The following is a 19,102-nucleotide window of genomic DNA, read 5'->3' as shown; positions in this document are numbered from 1 at the left end:
TTCCTGATGCATTATTTGGGGCATCGCATGTTGAAGCGATGCCCGCGGGGTACTCCCCGACCGATAGCGATGTCGGACGCTGCAGGGTGCGGGAAAGGAGGGCCCCATGAGCACGGCACCGGACGGTCATGTGCAAGTCAGCATCGATGACGACGTTGAGTTCTTTGCCGAGCAACTCAAGAGGTTGAAGGAACTCGGCGAGCAAAAGGAAGCGGAGGACGTCTTCAGCGACGAAGACATTTACGACCTCAGCGTCCGATGGGGAACGGCGCTCGCCGGACGGCTTCCGCGGATGGCGCACTACAGTTCCATCGGTCTGCTCACCGACGCCGACGAGCGCCGGTTTCAATCGCTGTGTGACGAATTTCGGGCGGTGTCGCCCCTGATCGAGAGATTCAAGCTGGCGCGGCCCAATCTCACGGATTTGCGAGAGGGCGGGACCAACAGGCGGGTGCGGCGCGCGGCGAAATGGCGACGCCTCCTTCGCCCATAGCTGGTGTCACGCGATTGTGGACCTGAGGGACACGGCGCGAGCCATTTGCTCCTCGGACAGAAAATCCTTGCCGCTCAACCTGATCGCGGTCCTGGGCTTGGGGCACTCGGGGTTGCGACACGTCAGCGCTACCAGGAAAGCGTCGGCGTCCTCGTCGAGAAAGAGAAAGCCCATGATCATCGCATCGCCGACCGCGAAATCCGTCGCGCCACAGGCCTCGCAGTGCCCGCCTTTGACGGCGATCAGGTCGAGCACACACTGACGCGCCACGGCATCCAAACCGATCAGCTCCGGACGCAAACCGACTTGCTCGCTGGCTCCCTCGGTCATGTCGGTCATCTCAGATCTCCACGTCCTTGTCGTAGAAGACGCGGTCCTCGCGCCAGCCCCCCGTCCCGAAGCCGATGCCGGCGAAGTCCTCGACGAACTCAATCTGGTTGATCCATTTGGTCATTTTGAAACCGACCTGAGTTTCGACCCGCAACCGCAACGGCGCACCATGCTTGATCGGTAGTGGCGCCCCGTTCATTTCGTATGCCAGCAGCGTCTGCGGCTTGCGGGCGAACTCCAGATCGATGACCTCGTAGAACTGGCCACCGCCATGTGAGGCCGGTTCGTCGGTGCTGTTGTCTTGCATGCTGAGGAAGCAGACGTATTTTGCCTGTGGCAGGGGGCGCACGAGTTCAACGAGTCGGCCCAAATGCAGGCCCTTCCATTCGGCGATGCTGGTCCATCCCTGTACACAGTTATGCATGACGCACTGCGACTCCGGCTCCGCCAGAGACCGCAGAGCGGCCAGGTCCAGCGTCACAGGATTCTCGACGAGGCCACCCACTCGCAGTCGCCAGTCAACGAAGTTATGGGCGGCCATCACTTTGAAGTCGATGCCCGTTGGGGGCTTGCCGTTGACTCGGTGTTGCGGAGAGATCTTGCTCGGCGGGTAATTCTGCCGGGAGTTGAGCGGCCGCAACAGGAGTAGCCGCGCACCGGTGGTCACGGCCCCGAGTACGCGCTGCACCGACCGGGGACTGCGATGGCTCCAGCTGGTGGCCGCCCAATGAATGGCGACAACGGCGCCGATAATCACGAAGGACAGCGCCGTAGCCCAATAGGCGTTGCGCACCGACCCGAAGATCATCAAGGCGGTGAGCCTGCCCCAGCCCCAGAAAAAAATCATCGACAGATGGATCGCGATGAACACAATGAACGCGAGCAGTCCGAAAAAATGGAGGCTGCGGGCCTTCTGACGGCCGCCGAACATTTGCACATACCACGGAAACCGCGCCTCGATCGCGGGAGACTGGGCGGCACCGGTCAGGATCTGGAAGGGTGCAAGCAGAAAGACAACACCCGCATAGGTCAGCTTCTGAATGGCATCCAAGGGTTCTCCGGGGAGCAGCGGCGGCAGGTTGAACGACATGTAGGTGACGATGTCGTTCCATGCCTCAGGAAAGATGGACCAGGAATACGGCCAATACCGGTGCCACTGCCCGGTCGCGAACAGCAGGATGTAGTAAGACAGCCCCACCAATATCCAGCCGATGACGGAGATGAAGTGCCAATGCCGCCCCATGCCCAACTGCGCATGGCCGGGCAGCGCAACGATCGGGTGATAGTCCTCTTCTTCGTCGAGCGTGTCGTATAACCGGTCCCGCGGCATGACTTTGCGGGTGAAGCGCGCCCATTCGCTGCCGGGTCTGCTGTCGTCCTGCCCATACAGCTTCGGGTGGGTGGAGAGGATTTCGATGCCGCTGCGAATGAGCAGCGTCAGAAACAGCACGTTCAGCCAATGGTCCACCCGCAGCCACACCGGGTAGTCGAGCGTCGTCATGCCTGAGCTCCAGTCAGTCGTACCACTGTTGTCGTTGCGGGTAGGCCACGTTGATGCCGGAGAGCACAGTCGTGTGCACCGCGATGAAGCCGGCGGCGAACACAACAGCGAACGTGCCCGGCGCTAGGTCCCATCGGCCGGTCAGCGCTTCCAGCCCCGGCAGGGTGACCCACCGGCTGACTGCGTAGATGACGATGAAGGTCAGGCAGACCAGACTCCCCGAGTACCAGCCCACTTGTGGCACACGCGGTTTGGTGGCGAACACCATGGCGCCAGCGGCCGCCAGGCAACAGACGCCCAGCAAAGCAGAGTAGACGGCGAAGTACAGGGGCAACCCCGGTTCCGTGGTCAAGATGTAGGCATGCAGGGCCACCAGGCCCAGCAGCAGCGATCCGCCCAATGCGGTCACCGTTCGCGGCAGGTTGAAGGCGACCCAGCCATTGAGGGTAAGCACCGATGACGACACGATGCTTCGCCAGAGCGAGATCAGCCGCCCCAGGACGACATCGACCATGGGAGCGTGGTACCCACGCTGATTAATTACAAACCGTCCTGGTTAAATTGCCGGGCTCGAGCCGGCCCGCACGCCACGCTGGGAAACTGTTGCATTGAGCATGCGGCTGCCATTGATACTCTTACTGACTGTGCCTGGCGAGTGCTCAGCGCTTTGGGACCAGCTTGCGGGACTCAGCCCAGGAATGGGTCCGTAGGAGGAACGGTCAATGGCGGCCGAAAGAAACTGGGACAAGACCGTGGGCGCGGCCGACGACGTCCGCCGCATTTTCGAGAATGTCCCCGCGCTGTTGGTTGGCCTCGAAGGGCCCGACCACCGATTCATCGCGGTCAATGCCGCTTACCGAGCGCTCAGTCCGCCGATCGACAGCATCGGGCTCCTGGTGCGGGAGGTTTACCCCGAGCTGGAGAGCCAGCAGATCCTGCAAATGTTCGACCGGGTCTACGAGACGGGCGAACCGCAATCGGGAACCGAGTGGCGGGTGCAAGCCGACTTCGAGGGCTCGGGGACGGCACAAGAGCACTTCTTCGACTTCATCGTCACGGCGCGGCGCGGCGACGACGGCTCGATCGAGGGGGTACAGCTCGCCTTCGTCGACGTGACCGACCGGGTGCGGGCACGGCTGGCCGCCGAGTCGCGCATGGAGGAGTTGTCCGAGCGGTACCGCAACGTGCGCGACTCGGCCACCGTCATGCAGCAGGCACTGCTGGCGCCTTCGGTACCCGTCGTTCCCGGCGCCGACGTGGCCGCCGAATACCTCGTTGCCGCGGAGGACACGGCCGCCGGTGGCGACTGGTTTGACGCGATCCCCCTTGGGGATCGGCTGGTGCTCATCGTCGGCGACGTCGTCGGCCATGGCGTCGAGGCGGCCGCGGTGATGTCGCAATTGCGCACGGCGCTGCGGATGCAGATTGTGGCGGGGTACCCGCTCGCCGAGGCGCTGGCGGCGGTCGACCGCTTCCACGAACATGTGCCCGGCTCGAGGTCGGCCACCGTGTGCGTGGGGTCGCTCGACTTCGGCACGGGTGAATTCCAGTACTGCACGGCCGGGCACCCGCCGCCGCTGCTCGTCGGTTCGGAGAGCGATTCGCGTTACCTTGAGCCGTCCGGCGCCGGGCCGCTGGGCAGCGGCACGGGTTTCCCGGTGCGCACCGAATTCCTGGGCGTGGGCGACGCGGTCATGCTCTACACCGACGGTCTTATCGAACGTCCCGGCCGGCCGCTGGTGGCCAGCACCGCCGAATTCGCCGAATTGGCAGCCAACATCGCCGGTGGCCAGGGCGGGTTCGTGATCGAGTCCTCGGGGCGGCCAATCGACCGCATCTGTTCGGAGACGCTGGAACTGTTGCTGCGGTCGACCGGCTACAGCGACGACATCACACTGCTTGCGGCGCAACGGCGTACGCCGCCGCCACCGCTCCAGATGACGCTGGATGCCACGATTCATGCCGCACGCGCGGTTCGCTCCCGCCTGCGTCAGTGGCTCTCCGAGGTCGGCGCCGCCCCCGATGACATTTCCGACATCGTGCACGCGATCTCGGAGTTCGTCGAGAATGCGGTCGAACACGGTTACGCCACAGAGGTTTCCGACGGGGTTGTCGTGGAGGCGTCGCTGGCCGGAGACGGCAACCTGTACGCGTCGGTCATCGACCATGGGCAGTGGAAGGATCATCGCGAAGGCGAGCAGGGTCGCGGCCGCGGCCTGGCCATGGCCGAAGCCCTGGTATCCAGTGCCCAAGTCACTCACGGGCCCGGCGGAACCACCGCCAGCTTGACGCACCGCCTGTCGCGGCCCGCCAATTTCGTCACGGACACACTCATCAGCCGGGCCGATCAGCAGCAGCGGTCGGCGAACTCCGAATTCGTCTCCGTGGTCACCGAACCGGGCCGCATCGTCGTCAGCGGCGACGTCGACTCCACTACCGCCTCCACACTGGATCGCCAGATCGCGGTCGAAAGCCGTTCCGGCGTAGCGCCGTTGACCATCGATCTCAGCGCCGTTACCCAGCTCGGGTCGGCCGGCGTCAGTGCGCTGGCGGCCGCGCGCGACCGTGCACAACGACAGGGCAGTGAGTACGTGCTGGTGGCCCCGCCGGGGAGCCCGGCGCACCACGTCTTGTCTCTGGTACAACTGCCGGTGGCCGGCGGGCTCGCCGAGAATCTCGTCGCCGAGGGCTAGGGCCGGTCGGATCGCCGGCCGTGCCGCACCTCCTTGAACGGCACGCCCCGGTCGGCTGCGTATTCCCGCGGAAAGCCAAGCACCCGCTCGCCGATGACGTTGCGCGCCATCTCCGTGGTGCCGCCGCCCATCGCGACGGTCTGGCGGGCCAGGTAGCGCAGGCCGGTTTCCAGGCCGTCGCCGGGTTCTCCGACCACGCCGGCACTTCCCGCGATCGCCATGGCGGTATCGACATCCACGAACACGGTCTCGGCGTGGAACAGCCTGATGAGTGTGCCGGCGGCCGGCGGCAGTGTGCCATCTCGGACGCTGCGGTAGACGTGACCGATCAACTGCTCGGCCACCGCACGTTGTACGAGTGCGCGCCCGGCCATCTGCTGCACGCGTTCGTTCCCGGCCTGACCCGTTTTCTCGATGAGGGCCACGTAGTCAACGGGATTCGCGTTGCCGCCCTCGCTGCCGCTGCCACTGGCGAACTCGGAGCCCTGCCCCACCGCCCGGCGCTCGTGGTACAGCTGCCGCGACGCCACCGCCCAGCCGCCGTCGACCTCCCCGACGACGGCGTCGTCGCCGACGTCCACCCCGTCGAGAAACTCCTCGCAGAACTCGGTGGAACCGCTCAGCATGGTGATGCGCCGCAACGTAATTCCCGGATGAGCGATGGGCACCAGGAACATCGTCAAGCCCTCGTGTTTGGGCACATCCCAGTTGGTGCGGGCCAGACACAGTCCGTAGTCAGCGGCGAACGCGCTGGTGCTCCACGTCTTGGCGCCGTTGAGTACCCAGCGGTCGCCCTGGCGCTCGGCCCGGGTCAGGACGCCGGCCAGGTCGGATCCGCCGCTCGGCTCGGACAGCAGCTGCACCAGCACCTCATCGCCACGCAGCGCCGCCGCGATGTGTTGCTTCTTCTGATCCTCACTGCCGGTGTCGAGCAGCGTGGCGCAGCAGATGGTGAACGTGGGGGTGTTGAGGATCAGCGGCATCTCATAGTCGATGGTCTCCGCGTCGAATGCCTTCTGATATTCGTAGTCCAGGCCGAGGCCGCCGTACTCGCGCGGGAAACAGATCCCGGCGAATCCGCCTTCATACAGCCGTTTTTGCAATTCTCTGGCCCGCTGCCAGGATCGTTCGTCGTCGCGCGGGGCGGGCGGCGGGCACTCGGGATCGATGCGGGGCATGTTGTCTGCCAGCCATTCCCTGGCCCGGGCCGCGAACTCGGCAACGGATTCGGTAGGCGTCATTTGTTTAAACGCCCCGCCTTCTCGTGCTCATACACGCGCAGGTTGTGGTCCTCCGGCGTTCCGAACATGGAGCGATACAACGTGATTCGGCGCAGGTAGAGGTGCAGGTCGTGTTCCCAGGTGACGCCGATGCCGCCGTGCATCTGCACGCAGGCCTGGACGATCTGGCCGGCCATCTCGCCCACGTAGGACTTGGCGATGCTGGCCGACAGGCCCGCCCCGGGTGAGTTGGCGGCGACGTCGGCGACCGCCGCGGCCGTGGTGGCCCGGCAGGCTTCCAGCCACAGCTTCATGTCGGCGAACTTGTGCTTGAGGGCCTGGTAGGACGCCAGCGGGCGCCCGAAGGTGTGCCGGTCCAACGCCCACTGGACGGTCAGGTCGAACACCGTCTGCAGGACGCCGACCACCTCGGCGCACTGCAGGGTCTGCGCGATTTGGCTCTGCCGGTCGATCAGGGTGGCGGTCTCGCCGGCGGTGCCGACCACCGCCGTTCGATCCACCATCACACCGTCGAAACGCACCCGGGCATATTGCTTGACCAGGTCGACCGACTGCTGGGGCTCGATCGTGACGCCGGGCGCGTCCGTGGGGACCAAGAACTGGCGGAGCTCATCACCGCTGCGCGCCACCACCAGCAGCACCGCGCTCTGCGCGCCCGCCTCGACCCGGTCCTTGGTGCCGTCGATGCGATAGCCCGAATCGGTCGGGGTGGCCGTCACCGACGGATTCAGCGGCGCCCACCCCTGGCCCGGCTCCGAAACCGCCCACGATGCCACGCTTTCGCCGGACATCAGCGCCTCGATGGTGTCCGCGTGCGATTGCCGGTCCGCACACTCGACGAGCGCGGTCAGTACGACGCTGACCGGATACAACGGCCCGGGCGCTACGGTCTTGCCGAGCTGTTCGGCGACCATGGCCAGATCCGCCAAACCGCTGTCCGAGACGCTGCCGCCGCCCAATTCCTCTGGCACCAAGAGGCCCGTCCAGCCGAGCTCCGCGGCGCGCCGCCACCATGCCGGATCAAACGACACCCCCGCGGCGTGCAACTCCCGCACGCGCCGCAGCGGCGCTTCCTTTTCCAGAAAAGCCTGGGTGGTCGAGGTGAACAGCGTCTTTTCGGGAGAGTCGAGTGTGGTCATGCTGCCTCTCGTGGCGAGTTCTCCGGCGTTTTCGATGGTAGCAACGAGCACTACGGTAAGAGATACCGGAGTTCCGTCGATAGCGCTGCTCAGCGTTACATGGCGAACACACGGCGCAGCGATCGCGCGTGCAGCGCCCGGTTCTCCTGAGAAACCACCCAATCGGGAACCAACGAGTCAAACCCGTTGAATGCCGCTGCGATGACGTGCAATTCGGTGTGCACGTAGGCGTGCAACAGCCTGTTCGCGTAGTCGATGGCTTCGTCGCGGCACGGATCGATCTCCGCGCAGCTGATGAACGTCGGCGGCAGGCCCTCGAGGTTCGCGCGGTGCGCGGGGACGTGCTGGCCGTTGGCACTCGCATGACCGAGGTAATGGCCCCACGCCCGGCTCACGGCCGGCCCATTGAGGCCCGGCGTGCGCTGGAACTCGCGCCGGGATTGGGTGGCGTCGGAATCGAGCATCGGCTGGTGCAGGATCTGCACCAGAATCTGTGGGCCTTCGTCATCGAACATGCGCTGACTCAGGCCCGCGACCAGCGCCGCACCCGCGTCGCGGCCCATCACGGCGATGCGGTTGACGTCCGCCTTCAGCTCGGCGCAATTGCGGATGGCGTAGTAGAGGCCGGCCTCGACGTCGTCCAACGCGGCCGGGCACGGGTGTTCCGGCGCGAGCCGGTAGTCCACCGATACCACCAGGCATCCGGCTTCCTTGGCCAGCTCTACACACGGTGCATGATCGGTGTCCAAGTTGCCGGTCACGAATCCCCCGCCGTGGGCGTACAGCACAAGGGGTGCACCTGACCCGGCTTGATCGAGGTCGGGACCCCGGTAGAAGCGAAGGTTCAGCTCATGCCCGCCCGGGCCGGCGATGGTGCGCGTTTCGACGGCCACCTCGGCGGTGCCGGCCGCGGCGGCGCGCTCGGCTGCGAGCCGGTTGGCGTGCTCCCGTTCGGCGGGCAGTGTCTCGACGCGGAATTCGACGCCCAAGGAGGTGGCGGCCTCCCGGAGCACCGGGTCGATCCGGTTAAGGCCCTGTGGCCGCGTCAGATTCGTTTGTGTCATACCTTCTCGTCTTCCGGGCTCGGCATGCGGGCTCGTCCGGTCCCGGCGCGGGGCCGTGCCGGAAACCTTCTTCAAGGTAGACCTGCGATTCCGTGTGGTGAAAGACGAGGTGCGTATCGCTTCAGCTCGGGCGGGATTCACCGTTCCCCGGGAAGCGCCTTGACCGTCGCCGGTAGCCCGTAGAGAGCGGTCGCGTTGCCGCGCATGATCCGCTCGCGCTGGTCGGCCGGGAATCGGTTGATCGCATAGGTCGGCGAGTCGTAGCTCCAGTGCGGGTAGTCCGTCGAGAACATCAGGTTGTCGCCCAGGTCCATCATCTCGAGGTACTCGCGGAACTGCACGGTATCGGCATCTTCCAGCGGCTGGGTGGTGAACCGAACATGTTCGCGCACATACTCCGACGGGCGGCGCCGCACGTGGGGCAGGTCGCCGCGGCGGGCTTCCCAGATGCGGTCCATCCGCGACATCACCGGCATCGCCCACGTGAAGCCCCCTTCGACGAACACCACCCGCAGGTCAGGGTGGCGGTCGAAAGCGCCGTCGAAGACCAGGCTCATCAAGTGCGAGACATATAGCAATGGCCAGGACGCAAAGAAGTCGTGCCAATGCGCGGGGTTGCCGACGGGATAAAGCGGGATCAGCTCGAACGGTGTCTGCCCCATCAGGTGTGTGGCGACCGGGAAACCGTTGCGCGCCGCGGCTTCATAGAGCGGGTCGAAATGTGGGTTGCCAAAGGGGATCCCACGAGTCTGCGGTGTCATCAGCACCTGGGCCATGTACGGGTGTCCCGCCCACCGTTCGACCTCGCGCGCCGCCTGCTCGGGCGTCTGCGCGCTGACGCTGATCGATCCGCGCCACCGGCCGTGCTCGTTGTTCGTGTCGAGCCAGACGTCGGCAAGCCAGTCGTTGTAGGCGGACTTCAGAACGTGTTCGGCCTGTGGCAGCTGGGCGTCACACATCGGTTCCAGCGTCGCGATGCTAACGCCGGCGTCGAGCAGCAACTGCTTGGCGGCGAACTCCGGGTCGCTGCCCGCGAACCCGCCACCCGGCGGGGCGGCATCCATGCGCAGCGACATGGTCTTGTACGAATCCGGTGTGTCGTAGAAATGCGGCACCGGGGTGACGGCGTTTCCGGTAGGCCATATCTTGTCCACCCATTCGGGCGGCGCGTACGACTTGAGCACGTCGGTCGAGACGGGCAAGGGGTGTACGTCGGTGTCGACGATGCTCACCGCAATTTCGTCGTCATGACCGGTCGGCGAATCGACCCGTTCGATCGTGGTCATCGGACACGCTCCTTCAGCCCATATAGCTCGCTGGCGTTTCGCCACAGCACCTTGTCGCGTTGGGCGGGATCCAGGCCCTCGGCAATGGTCTGCGGCGGAGTCGTGGACCAGTGGGGATACGCCGACCCATACATCAGCAGGTCGGACTTGCCGGTGAACTCCATCCAGCGCTGCGTATCGCCGGCATCGGTCGGTCCGTCGAACGCCGACGAGCAGAACCTGACGTGGCCAGGCAGGTATTCGCTGGGGTAGCGGTCGACCCACGGCGTCTGGTCGCGCATCGACACCCAGAAGGTGTCCAGCCGCCAGATCAACGGGGTGAGGATGTCGTAGCCGCCGTCGGCGAAGACGAATTTGAGGCCAGGGTGCCTGCCGAACATGCCCTCGACGATGAGGGTGGCCAGATGCACGAAGTAGTTCAGCGGCATGAACGCCGCATATCCCGGATAGGTGTGGGCGTGCCCGGCGAAAGTGGGCGGATAATCGACACCGTTGCCGCCGTTGATGTGTACCGCCACTGGCAACCCGTGGGCGGCGGCGGCCTCCCAGATCGGCTCGAACATCGGTTTGCCGTAGGGCTCGCGTGACTGCATCGGGACACCGACCTGGACCAGCTTCGGGTGATCGCCCAGGCGCTCGATCTCCGCGACGGCCCCCTTGGGGTCTTCCGGATTGACGCGGATGGTGCCCCGGAATCGATCGGCGTTGTCGGGCTCGATCCAGCGGTCGAGCAGCCAGTCGTTGACCGCCGCGCAGATCCTGCTGTTCAGCAGGTAGTCAGCGATGTTGCCGCGGGTCAGCGGGTTGAGGATGGCGTACTCGACGCCCCGCGCGAACAGGTCGCGACCGACCGTCTCCGGGTCGGACCCCGGGTAGTGCTCACCGTAGAGGTCTTGCCGGTAGTCGCCACCGGGTGCGGAGTACCACTGCTGTTCGACGTCGGGGATCGACCGCAGCTGGTGGGCGGCGGGCAGGTAGCGCCGGATCTCCGCGTTGGAGCGGAAGTGCGGCTGCACATTGGCATCTATGACCGGGCTGATCATGCGGTCAGGTACACCTCCCCGTCGGTGACATCGACCTGGTAGGTGCGGATACGCCGCGTCGGATCGGCGAGATTTTGACCGGTGGTGATGTCGAATTCCCAGTTGTGCCAAGGGCATCGGACGATCTGGCCGTCGCGGACCCGACGCAGCCCGCCGGGTTCGTCGGGGGCGAACTCGTTGGTCCCGCCGAGCAGACCGAGGCACAGCGGGGCACCTTCGTGCGAGCAATAGTTCACGATCGCGTAGAACTCGCCACGCACGTTGTACACGCCGACGCCGAACTTCCCGACGTCGACCAGCTTCATCTCGCCGGGCGGCAGATCGTCCAGCGAGCACACGAATCGCCGCTCGGCCACTTGCATCACCGCCTCCGACGCTACGCAGCATCAATACTGTGCCCGTTACGGTAACCACGACAAGCCGTTGGGCTTAGTTGCTATCTATACTATGATAGCGATAATCCCGCGTACCAATCCGCTTACCGGCTGCCCAGGAGGAGCGCTGAATGACGCTCAGCACCGACCCCGCCAACCAGCCCGTCACACTCGACCTCACCGGCGAAACGAGTCCCTACCCGTTCTTCGAATACATGAGGCGCACGGACCCGGTTTGGCACGGCGCGCTGACGGACCACTCACAGATGCCAGAAGAGCTGCGGCCCAACGACGAGTGGGTGCTGTTCGGTTACGACCCGGTGTTCCAGGCGTTCCGCGACGACCGCATCTTCAGCTCCCACAAGTACGACGAGACCATCGGTTTGGTGATGGGCCACACCATTCTGGCCATGGGCGGCAAGGAGCACCACGATCACCGCAACCTGGTGGCCAAGGCCTTCCGCGCCACCGCCCTGGAACGCTGGGAGCCGTCGGTCATCGGACCGGTGTGCGATCAGCTGGTCGACGAAATCAAAAACGACGGCCACGCGGACCTGGTCAAGGCGGTGACGTTCGAATTCCCCACCCGGATCATTTCCACGCTGCTCGGTCTGCCCCCTGAGGACCTCGACTTCTTCCGGCGGTTGTCCCTGGATCTGATCTCCATCCCGACCGACATCATGGCCGGGCTCAACGCGGCCGCGGAGCTGCACGGCTACTTCCTCGAACAGGTCGAACAGCGGCGGCGCAAACACACCGACGACATCATCGGCGACCTGGTGGCCGCCGAGATCGACGGCGAGAAGCTCACCGACGAGGCAATCATCGCGTTCCTGCGCCTGCTGCTGCCCGCCGGGTTGGAAACCACGTACCGGTCATCGGGCAACCTGCTCTACCTGCTGCTGACCCACCCCGAGCAGCTCGAGCTCGTCTACCGGGACCGGTCGCTGATACCGATGGCGATCGAAGAGGGCCTGCGCTTCGAAACCCCGCTGACCATGGTCATGCGGACCACCACCCAAGAGGTCGAAATCGGCGGCAAGACAATCCCGTCCGACGCGCAGATCGACATGTGCATGGGCTCGGCCAATCGCGACGAGACCCGCTGGACCGACCCCAACACCTTCGACATCCGCCGGCCGCGTCAAGCGCACATCGCGTTCGCCGGCGGCATCCACATGTGCCTCGGCATGCATCTGGCCCGGCTCGAGACCCGGGTCATGCTGAACAGCCTCTTCGACCGCGTCAAAGATCTGGCCTTCGTGGCCGATGACGGAACCGGCCAGGAATCGAAGATCGTCGGGCTGACGTTCCGCTCCCCCAACAAGCTTCCGGTCACGTTCGCCCCGGCCACATGAAAAGCCGCGCGGCGCTCCTGCACGACGTCGGCGGACCCTGGTCCGTCGAGGAATTCGAACTCGATCCGCCCCGCGCCGGCGAGGTCCTGGTCGAGATGGCGGCCGCCGGCCTGTGTCACTCCGACGACCACATCCTCAAAGGGGACATGTCGGCACCCAACGAGGTGATGCGATCCCTCGGCCTACCAACCATGTTCCCGACGATCGGAGGTCATGAGGGATCCGGCGTCGTACGCCAAGTTGGTGATGGGGTAACGGACTTCGCCCCCGGCGACCACGTGGTGATGTCGTTCGTCGCGGTGTGTGGACAATGCCGCTGGTGCGCGACGGGTATGGAATATATCTGTGACGTCGGCGCTTTCACCCTCACCCCGGGTATGCCCACCGACGGCACCTTTCGCCATCACACCGCCGACGGCCGGCCGCTGGGCCATCTGGCCAAGGTCGGGGCGTTCGCCGAACACACTGTGGTGTCGACCAATTCACTGGTGAAGATCGAGCCGCACCTGCCGTTGGCGCCAAGCGCGTTGTTGTCGTGCGCCATTCCGACCGGCTTCGGTTCGGCCGCCAATCGCGCAGGTGTGCGCGGCGGTGACACGGTCGTCGTCATCGGCGCGGGCGGAATCGGCACGGGCGCGATCCAGGGCGCACGGATCAGCGGTGCCGCGCAGATCATCGCCGTGGACCCGGTGGACTTCAAGCAGAAATCGGCGCTGCAGTTCGGCGCGACCCACAGTGCTGAAACGATCGCCGAAGCGCAGGAGATGGTGCGGGACTTGACATACGGCGTCATGGCCGACGCCGTGGTGGTCTCCCCTTCGCTGATCACCGCGGGTGACGTCCGCGATGCGCTGCAGCTGACCCGCAAGGGCGGGACGTGTGTGCTCACCGGCATGACATCACAGCTCACCCGGTCGGTGAAGATCGACCTGCAGGACTTCATCCTGATGAACAAGACGCTGGCGGGGACCATCTTTGGCTCGTGCAACCCGAGGGCGGACATCGCCCGGCTGGCACGGCTCTATCAAACCGGGCAGCTCCAGCTTGATGAGATGATCACCCGCCGCTACCGCCTCGATGAGATCAACGATGCCTACGACGACCTCCGTAACGGCAAAATCATCCGCGGCATCATCGATTTCGGGCTCAGCTGAGGCCTTTCCGGCCCATCACCCGTTGCAGTTGACCGTAGGCGTCGATCGGACTGTGCAGCGCAAGGCCACCGTCCGCGTGGACGACTTGGCCCGTCACCCAGGGCAACTCGAGGACACCCATGATCGCGCCGGCCACGTCGACGGCGTCCCCCAGACCGCCCAGCGGCGTCCGTTCGGACAGTGCTTCCACCCAGCCCGGCAGCTGTTCGGGTTTCGCCAGCATCGGCGTGCGCGTGACGCCGGGCCCCACCGCGTTGACCCGGATGCCGTGAGCACCCCACTCCACGGCTGCGACCTTCACCAACATGTCCACTCCCGCCTTGGACACGCAGTAGGCACCCATGTCCCGATCGGCGACGGTGCCGCTGATGCTGGAGACCGCAACGATCGAGCCGCCGACCCCGGCGTCGACCAGTGCCCGCGCCCCGGCGCGAATCGTCAGCCAGGTGCCCGTGAGGTTGACCCCCAACACTCGGTTCCATTCCGCGGGTGACTGCTCGAACAACAGGCCCGACGCGCCGACTCCGGCGCAAGCGACGATTCGCGTGGGCGCGCCGTGGTCGCGCACGGTTTGTTCCATGGCGGCCGACACCGCGTCGGGATCGCTGACGTCGCAGGCGATGTCGCCACCGACCAGATCCCACACCACTACGTCATGGCGCGCATCGCGGAGCCGTCCGGCAACTTCACGCCCAATTCCGGATCCGCCGCCGGTGACCAGCGCCGTCATTGCGCCGGTCCGATCAGCTCGACCAGGACGCCATCGGGCGCGGTGATGATAGCCATCGGCACTGTCTTTCCGCCCAGAGCCGGCATGGTGATTCGATGAACACCGTCGGCGAATCCCAATTCGGCGAGCCTGGCGAGCGTCTCGTCGACGTCACGCTGCAGGGAGAGCAGGAAGAAGCCGTGCCGCGGACGCTGGAAAGGCACGGCCGCCTCGTCGGCGCCCTCGAAGACGACCAGTTCGACGATGCCGGTATCGGGCGCCTGGGGATCGCCCAGGAATATCGACTGCAACCGGTCGGTCTTGGCGCCGAAAAGTTCTGGCCAGTTCCCGGTGAAGGTATGGTCGAACAGTTCGGCGAGTCCGAGGCCGTCGCGCCAGAACTGCTTCGAGCGCTCTACGTCGGCGGTGCAGATCGCGGCATGGTGAACACCCAACATTGGCTTCCTCTCGATTGCAGAGCTTGTCCACCATCATGCAACGTCGACTGTTGACGCGGAACGCCTGCCTACATCTTGATCGCGGGGATCAACCTGCTGAGATTCCAGACCCGGTCTCTTCGCGCGCACAGGCAGGAGATCGCCAGTGCGACAGCCGTTATCCCAACCAGGACGATGATCGCCTGCCATAGTCGGGCGTCGATGCCGCCGAGTATGAGCTGCCGGAGTCCGTTGACGCCATAGGTCATCGGGTCGAATCGGTGCAAGATCTGGAAAGGCCGTGACGTGGTTTCTACTGGATACATGCCGCCCGCGCTGACGAGCTGCAACATCAGCAGGGCCATGATCAGCACCCGGCCCACCGCGGGACCGACAAGCGCATTGATCGCCTGCGTCGCGGCCACGAATGCGCCGGAAATCAGCATCATGAACGCCAGCATCGCCGCCGGGTGCACGGCGTGCACGCCGAGGGCGAACCGGACCACGCAGTAAAGGATGATGGCTTGGAATATCGCGATCGCGGCGGCAGGTAGATAGCTGGCGAGCACCACGCGGATCGCGAGCACCTCCGCGGCGATCGCACGGCTCTGCAAGGGGCGCAGCACCATCCACAGCACCAGGGCACCGAAGAACAAGGCGAGCGTGAGGAAGAACGGAGCCATGCCGGTGCCGAAGTTGGGCGCGGCGTTCTCGTGTGAAGCCTCCAGTTTTACCGGACCACCGATGGTGTCGGCGACCGCATCTTTTTGCTGAGTTGTCCAGTTGGGCACCTGCTTGGCCCCGTCGGCGAGTTTGGTCGCCAGCTCGGCAGACCCCGTCATGAGTTGTCGCGCGCCGTCGTCGAGTTTGGCTATGCCGCTGGCTAATTCGGCATTGCCGGTGGCAACCTGCTGGGCTCCGTCGCGCAGCTGGGTGAGCCTGTTCGTCAGGTCCTGCCCCTTGATGCCCACCTGGTCGAGGGCCGACCCGAGCGGACTGCCTGGGCTACGCAACCCCGATGTCAAGGCGATCGCCGCGTTCTGCGCATCGGTGAGCTGCTGGCGGATCTGGGGCGTGAACTGGTGACCCCGGAGCTGGTCTTGGATGCCGCGTAGGTTGTTTGCCAGCGGATCCTGTCGTGCGGAGAGCTGATCGATTACCGATGAGAGCGAGTTTGCGGCTGCATCCTGCGCCGTGGCGATGGCGCCGATTTGGTCGTTGGCCTGCGCAAGCGCGGTTGCACCCTGTTGCAGTTGCTGTGTGCTGCCGCCGATTTGCGACACCGCCTTGGTCACCGCGAGCAGCGGATCGGTGGCTTGGTTGATTCCGTCTGAGAGTTGCTTGGCTCCGGCGGCGAGCGTTGCCGAGCCGGATCGGGCGGTGTCCAGACCGGTTACCAGCTGACCGGCGCCGTCATCGAGTTGAGCGGCCCCGTCGGCCGCCTGCTTGATACCCGAACCCGACGAAACCACCACCGACAGCACCTGATTGACGGCTTGCCCCGAGATCCGGCTGGACACGGCGTTGAGTACCTGGCCGATGGCGGTGCGACCGATGCTCGTCGAGATGTAGTTGTTGGCGTCGTTGTAGACGGCGATCAGGTTGGCCTTCTTGGGTTGACCGGTCACCGGTGATGCGATCGCCGCGCTGAAGTCCGGCGGCAACTCGACCATGAAGTAGTACTTGCCGTGGTCGACTCCGTTGCGCGCCTCCGCCAAGTCCACGACGTGCCAGTCCAAACCGCCGTCCGCGGTCAAACTCTTGGCGATCTCCGCGCCGGCGTTGAATTGCTGCCCGGACACGACGGCGCCACGGTCGGAGTTGACCAGCGCCACCGGCATTTTGTTGGTGTGGCCGAAGGGATCCCAGAACGCCCACAGGTACAGCGCCCCATACACCAGGGGTAGCAGCATCAGCACGATGATGGCCACGCGCGTCAATCGGCTGCGGCCGAAACGTTTGATCTCCGAGCCGAAGGCGAGTCCAGCCAGCATCTTCAGTCCTCTCCGGTCACGATGCGGTGATCGTGTAGTTCATGGTCGGGTGCGTCCGCGCCAAGCGGGTTGGTCACCCCGACGACTACGGTGCGCTGCTTCGCGATCACGCCGAGCCTGTCGGCCGCGATCGCTCGCCGGGAATTGTCACGAACCTGCTCGAGGTCACCGACCACCAGGATCGGACGATGCGATAGCAACGCCAGCGTGATTCGCAGCAAGAACAGTTCCAGGTCCGACAATTCAACGATGTAGGTGTCGGGGGACGGTGCGGGCATTTCGCCGAAAACCTCGGTCAGCTCGGCCGGCCCCGATTGCAGCGGCACCGATGAATACCACGGCGCCAACCACCGGCGTTGCTCGGCGAGCACGGTGCCCACGGTCACCGATTCCTCCAGGTCGTCAATGTCTTCGAAGGCCGCGATCGAGCAGTGCCGGCGGATGGCGCGCGCGGTTGTTTCGCCGAGGACGGTCAGTGTGCCGCGGGTCGGCTTGAAACGTCCCGCGAGCGTCAGCAGGAGCGTGGTCTGGCCAGGTCCGCCGGGCATCTGAATCGCGTGGAAACCCGGTGTGAGCGCGAGATCGATATCCGAGAAGAGGGGGCCGTGCTCGCCGTCGACGCCTAAACCGTGGGCGGTGATCACCGGCGCTTCAGCATCCGGCACATCATTTGTATCCATGGTGAGGTCCTCCCTGCTCGGCGGAAACCAGGACCGATTCCAGCGCTGCGGTGATCAGCTGCGCGAGCAGATCGGGGTTCATGGCCCCAGGGCGCAGGATCTCTTCCATCGCGATACCGAGGTTGATCGTGACGACGAGCTGGGCGACGTCGACCAGCTCCCGATCCGACGCCTCGGAGGCGGTCGATCTGACGATGTGCAGCGCTTGGTCGGCGGCGGCGGCGCGGCGGCGTTCGATGAGGCGCTCGCGCAATTGGGGGTCACGCTGGGCGCGCAGCCAATACTCGACGAACAACACGTAATAGTCGGAATGGTCGCGAACCGTGTCAAGCACCGATCTACTCAATTCGCGTGCGGCCGCGCCGATGTCGCCGCCGCTGCTGTCCAGCGCTGTCGCAATCTGCTCGCCACGAAGCTCGAACTGGCGGTCGAGGAGGGCCAGGACCAGTTCGTCCTTGGACTCAAAATTCGAATAGACCGCGCCCTTGGTGAAGCCCGCGGCCTGCCCGATCGCGTCGATGGTGGCACCGGCGAACCCTTCGGCGGCGAATACCTTCGACGCCGCGTCCAGGATCCGGTCGCGGACCTCGTCGCGAGTGGGGCGGGTTCGGGGCGGCTTGACAGGCGACATGACCAGTAGCATACTCCTCAGTATCGGTTAGATACCACCTGGTATCGAACGCAGAGGCAGGCTGCCTTTCGGCTGGCTTCGGCGCCGCCATGCTGGCGTGGCGCTCGGCGGTCTGTGCCGCGGCTAGGTGACCTTGGCCAAGGCGCGATCCCACAGCTCCCGCGCGAGCACGGGATCGTCGGCCGCGCGGTTGGCCCTCGCGACTTTGCCCCTCGCGTAGTACTCGCCGGATGCCCAGTCGACGCCGGGCGTACTGGAGGCCAACCACACCAGCTGGTCGGCACCCCGGTCCGGGGTTTTGATGAGGCGGCTGACCGGGGTGCGCTGCATGGTCGTCAGAAAACGTGAGCCCGACGAGTGACCGATGTTGGTGTTGACGAAGCCCGGGTGCACCACGGCGGCCGACAGCCCGTCGGCGTGGTAGCGCCGATGTAATTCTTTGGTGAACAAGATGTTTGCCAGTTTCGCCAGCGCGTAGGCGGTGCTCGGCGTGCGCCGGGCGGTCGTTTCGAAATCGTCGAGGGTGACGTGGCGGAGCAGCCGCTGCGACGAGCTCGACGTGTTGACGATGACGGCGTGCGACGCGACGAGCACGTCGAGCAACATGGTGGTGAGCAGAAAGGGCGCCAGGTAGTTGACCTGAAGAGTGATCTCGTGGCCGTCTGCGGTGTTGCGCAACTTGCTGAACACGCCGCCGGCGTTGTTGCCCAGTACGTCGATGCGCGGGCATTCCGAGCGGATCTTGTCCGCCAGGGCCCGCACTTGGCACAGGTCCGCGAAGTCGGCCGCAAAGTAAGCGGCGTTCAGCTCAGCGGCAATGACGGCAATCTTGCTTTGGGTCCGTCCGACCACTACGACGTTCGCGCCGCTGCGGTGTAGCCGGCGGGCCGCCGCGGCGCCGATTCCGTCACTGGCGCCCGTGATGACAATCGTCCTACGCGTCATTGCCTAGTCCTCCACGGGGAGTCTAACCAG

Annotated in this window: 19 protein-coding genes; 4 read left to right on the top strand and 15 right to left on the bottom strand. The window is 65.3% G+C overall.

Features of this window, described 5'->3' with window-relative positions:
• The first annotated feature begins 106 nt into the window (after positions 1–106).
• The gene (locus A5750_RS02200) at positions 107–493 is read left to right on the top strand and encodes a hypothetical protein (protein WP_066957163.1); all 387 of its coding nucleotides are present in this window, start codon (positions 107–109) and stop codon (positions 491–493) included.
• A 6-nt stretch (positions 494–499) separates the two neighbouring features.
• Here A5750_RS02200 and A5750_RS02195 read toward each other — a convergent pair whose 3' ends face one another.
• From A5750_RS02195 to A5750_RS02185, 3 genes are read right to left on the bottom strand one after another with little or no spacing between them, the layout of a single operon-like run.
• Positions 500–832 carry a hypothetical protein gene (locus tag A5750_RS02195; RefSeq protein ID WP_231989101.1) on the bottom strand — a complete coding sequence of 111 codons (333 nt, stop codon included), beginning with the start codon at positions 830–832 and terminating at the stop codon, positions 500–502.
• A gap of 1 nt (position 833) precedes the next feature.
• On the bottom strand, positions 834–2,324 hold the full coding sequence (locus tag A5750_RS02190; protein ID WP_066957166.1) for a molybdopterin-dependent oxidoreductase: 1,491 nt from the start codon (positions 2,322–2,324) through the stop codon (positions 834–836).
• Positions 2,325–2,337: 13 nt separating this feature from the next.
• Positions 2,338–2,838, bottom strand: a complete 501-nt coding sequence (locus A5750_RS02185; RefSeq protein ID WP_067260970.1) for an oxidoreductase — start codon at positions 2,836–2,838, stop codon at positions 2,338–2,340.
• A gap of 208 nt (positions 2,839–3,046) precedes the next feature.
• On the opposite strand from A5750_RS02185, the gene A5750_RS02180 reads away from it, so the two are divergent.
• Entirely contained in the window at positions 3,047–5,017 is a 1,971-nt protein-coding gene (locus tag A5750_RS02180; protein ID WP_066957172.1) for a SpoIIE family protein phosphatase, read from the top strand.
• Here the strand turns inward: A5750_RS02180 and A5750_RS02175 are convergent.
• The 6 genes from A5750_RS02175 to A5750_RS02150 form a co-directional block, all read right to left on the bottom strand.
• Positions 5,014–6,258 carry an acyl-CoA dehydrogenase family protein gene (locus A5750_RS02175; RefSeq protein ID WP_067260968.1) on the bottom strand — a complete coding sequence of 415 codons (1,245 nt, stop codon included), beginning with the start codon at positions 6,256–6,258 and terminating at the stop codon, positions 5,014–5,016. The two genes, A5750_RS02180 and A5750_RS02175, sit on opposite strands and share 4 nt — an antisense overlap.
• Positions 6,255–7,397, bottom strand: a complete 1,143-nt coding sequence (locus A5750_RS02170) for an acyl-CoA dehydrogenase family protein (protein ID WP_067260966.1) — start codon at positions 7,395–7,397, stop codon at positions 6,255–6,257. The genes A5750_RS02175 and A5750_RS02170 overlap by 4 nt, the downstream gene beginning before the upstream one ends.
• A gap of 95 nt (positions 7,398–7,492) precedes the next feature.
• The gene (locus A5750_RS02165) at positions 7,493–8,461 is read right to left on the bottom strand and encodes an alpha/beta hydrolase (RefSeq protein ID WP_067260964.1); all 969 of its coding nucleotides are present in this window, start codon (positions 8,459–8,461) and stop codon (positions 7,493–7,495) included.
• Between the two features lie 137 nt (positions 8,462–8,598).
• The gene (locus A5750_RS02160; protein ID WP_067260962.1) at positions 8,599–9,747 is read right to left on the bottom strand and encodes an amidohydrolase family protein; all 1,149 of its coding nucleotides are present in this window, start codon (positions 9,745–9,747) and stop codon (positions 8,599–8,601) included.
• Complete coding sequence (locus A5750_RS02155) at positions 9,744–10,790, bottom strand: amidohydrolase family protein (protein ID WP_067260960.1); 1,047 nt, start codon at positions 10,788–10,790, stop codon at positions 9,744–9,746. The genes A5750_RS02160 and A5750_RS02155 overlap by 4 nt, the downstream gene beginning before the upstream one ends.
• Positions 10,787–11,152: a Rieske (2Fe-2S) protein gene (locus A5750_RS02150; RefSeq protein ID WP_067260958.1), complete on the bottom strand. Its 366-nt coding sequence runs from the start codon at positions 11,150–11,152 to the stop codon at positions 10,787–10,789. The genes A5750_RS02155 and A5750_RS02150 overlap by 4 nt, the downstream gene beginning before the upstream one ends.
• A 143-nt stretch (positions 11,153–11,295) precedes the next feature.
• Between A5750_RS02150 and A5750_RS02145 the strand changes: the two genes are divergently transcribed.
• The gene (locus A5750_RS02145) at positions 11,296–12,522 is read left to right on the top strand and encodes a cytochrome P450 (protein ID WP_067260956.1); all 1,227 of its coding nucleotides are present in this window, start codon (positions 11,296–11,298) and stop codon (positions 12,520–12,522) included.
• Entirely contained in the window at positions 12,519–13,676 is a 1,158-nt protein-coding gene (locus tag A5750_RS02140; protein ID WP_067260954.1) for a Zn-dependent alcohol dehydrogenase, read from the top strand. The genes A5750_RS02145 and A5750_RS02140 overlap by 4 nt, the downstream gene beginning before the upstream one ends.
• On the opposite strand, the gene A5750_RS02135 is transcribed toward A5750_RS02140, so the two are convergent.
• The 6 genes from A5750_RS02135 to A5750_RS02110 all read right to left on the bottom strand — a co-directional run bounded on the left by A5750_RS02135 (position 13,669) and on the right by A5750_RS02110 (position 19,072).
• Positions 13,669–14,406: an SDR family NAD(P)-dependent oxidoreductase gene (locus A5750_RS02135; RefSeq protein ID WP_066957195.1), complete on the bottom strand. Its 738-nt coding sequence runs from the start codon at positions 14,404–14,406 to the stop codon at positions 13,669–13,671. The two genes, A5750_RS02140 and A5750_RS02135, sit on opposite strands and share 8 nt — an antisense overlap.
• Positions 14,403–14,843 carry a VOC family protein gene (locus tag A5750_RS02130; RefSeq protein WP_066957196.1) on the bottom strand — a complete coding sequence of 147 codons (441 nt, stop codon included), beginning with the start codon at positions 14,841–14,843 and terminating at the stop codon, positions 14,403–14,405. The genes A5750_RS02135 and A5750_RS02130 overlap by 4 nt, the downstream gene beginning before the upstream one ends.
• A gap of 68 nt (positions 14,844–14,911) precedes the next feature.
• Positions 14,912–16,816 (bottom strand): YhgE/Pip domain-containing protein, encoded by a 1,905-nt coding sequence (locus A5750_RS02125; protein ID WP_067260952.1) that lies wholly within the window; start codon positions 16,814–16,816, stop codon positions 14,912–14,914.
• A gap of 2 nt (positions 16,817–16,818) precedes the next feature.
• The gene (locus A5750_RS02120) at positions 16,819–17,496 is read right to left on the bottom strand and encodes a hypothetical protein (RefSeq protein WP_067260949.1); all 678 of its coding nucleotides are present in this window, start codon (positions 17,494–17,496) and stop codon (positions 16,819–16,821) included.
• Positions 17,483–18,139 carry a TetR/AcrR family transcriptional regulator gene (locus A5750_RS02115; RefSeq protein ID WP_066957202.1) on the bottom strand — a complete coding sequence of 219 codons (657 nt, stop codon included), beginning with the start codon at positions 18,137–18,139 and terminating at the stop codon, positions 17,483–17,485. The genes A5750_RS02120 and A5750_RS02115 overlap by 14 nt, the downstream gene beginning before the upstream one ends.
• 111 nt (positions 18,140–18,250) lie before the next feature.
• A complete protein-coding gene (locus A5750_RS02110) occupies positions 18,251–19,072 on the bottom strand; it encodes an SDR family NAD(P)-dependent oxidoreductase (protein ID WP_066957204.1) in 822 nt (273 codons plus the stop codon).
• Between the last annotated feature and the right edge of the window lie 30 nt (positions 19,073–19,102).

The organism is Mycobacterium sp. 852002-51613_SCH5001154 (assembly GCF_001667425.1).
In the GTDB taxonomy this organism is placed as follows: Bacteria; Actinomycetota; Actinomycetes; order Mycobacteriales; family Mycobacteriaceae; genus Mycobacterium.
Note: the sequence above shows the minus strand (reverse complement) of the source record. Positions and strands in the feature narration are given on the sequence as shown.